The 1,692-nt window shown below is 54.9% G+C and carries 1 rRNA gene; it reads right to left on the bottom strand.

Annotated features, from left to right (window positions below):
- Nucleotides 1-51: 51 nt before the first annotated feature.
- Nucleotides 52-1,692, bottom strand: a 23S ribosomal RNA gene (locus tag EDC24_RS00505); the annotation flags it as partial.

Genomic DNA, 1,692 nt, shown 5'->3' with positions numbered 1-1,692 from the left:
CACCTTCAAAACTAAATACGAACTGCCAAAGACGAATACGTCTTTTCTTGCGAAGTTAAGTCCTCGATCGATTAGTATCCGTCAGCTCCACGTGTCACCACGCTTCCACCTCGGACCTATCAACCTCATCGTCTCTGAGGGATCTTACTCGCTCGAAGCGATGGGAAATCTCATCTTGAGGGGGGCTTCATGCTTAGATGCTTTCAGCACTTATCCCTGCCACACGTAGCTACCCAGCAGTGCTCCTGGTGGAACAACTGGTACACCAGCGGTGTGTCCATCCCGGTCCTCTCGTACTAAGGACAGCGCCTCTCAGATTTCCAACGCCCACGACGGATAGGGACCGAACTGTCTCACGACGTTCTGAACCCAGCTCGCGTACCGCTTTAATGGGCGAACAGCCCAACCCTTGGGACCGACTACAGCCCCAGGATGCGATGAGCCGACATCGAGGTGCCAAACCTCCCCGTCGATGTGAACTCTTGGGGGAGATAAGCCTGTTATCCCCGGGGTAGCTTTTATCCGTTGAGCGACGGCCCTTCCATGCGGAACCGCCGGATCACTAAGCCCGACTTTCGTCCCTGCTCGACTTGTAGGTCTCGCAGTCAAGCTCCCTTCTGCCTTTACACTCTGCGAATGATTTCCAACCATTCTGAGGGAACCTTTGGGCGCCTCCGTTACCTTTTGGGAGGCGACCGCCCCAGTCAAACTGCCCACCTGACACTGTCTCCGGACCGGATCACGGTCCTGGGTTAGAATGTCCGTACAGCCAGGGTGGTATCCCACGGGTGCCTCCACCGAAGCTAGCGCTCCGGTTTCCAAGGCTCCCACCTATCCTGTACAAGCTGTACCAACATTCAATATCAGGCTACAGTAAAGCTCCACGGGGTCTTTCCGTCCTGTCGCGGGTAATGCGCATCTTCACGCATAGTATAATTTCACCGGGTCTCTCGTTGAGACAGTGCCCAAGTCGTTGCACCTTTCGTGCGGGTCGGAACTTACCCGACAAGGAATTTCGCTACCTTAGGACCGTTATAGTTACGGCCGCCGTTTACTGGGGCTTCGGTTCAACGCTTCGCCCATAGGGCTAACGCATCCCCTTAACCTTCCAGCACCGGGCAGGTGTCAGCCCCTATACTTCGCCTTACGGCTTCGCAGAGACCTGTGTTTTTGATAAACAGTCGCTTGGGCCTTTTCACTGCGGCTTGCTAGGTCGTAACCTAGACAAGCACCCCTTCTCCCGAAGTTACGGGGTCATTTTGCCGAGTTCCTTAACGAGAGTTCTCCCGATCACCTTAGGATACTCTCCTCGCCTACCTGTGTCGGTTTGCGGTACGGGCACCTTTTTCCTTGCTAGAGGCTTTTCTTGGCAGTGTGACATCAGGGACTTCGGTACTTAAATTCCCTCCCCATCACAGCTCAAGCGTCCGGTGGACGGATTTGCCTATCCACCACTCTCGCTGCTTGGGCGCGCTCATCCAATGACGCGCTTCCCTTAGCCTCCTGCGTTCCCCCATCACTCAATCGGAAAAGAGGTGGTACAGGAATCTCAACCTGTTGGCCATCGCCTACGCCTTTCGGCCTCGGCTTAGGTCCCGACTAACCCTGAGCGGACGAGCCTTCCTCAGGAAACCTTAGGCATACGGTGAAGAAGATTCTCACTTCTTTTTCGCTACTCATACCGGCATTCTC

Source organism: Aquisalibacillus elongatus, assembly GCF_003843875.1.
In the GTDB taxonomy this organism is placed as follows: Bacteria; Bacillota; Bacilli; order Bacillales; family Alkalibacillaceae; genus Aquisalibacillus; species Aquisalibacillus elongatus.
This window is presented reverse-complemented; position numbering and strand designations above follow the sequence as displayed.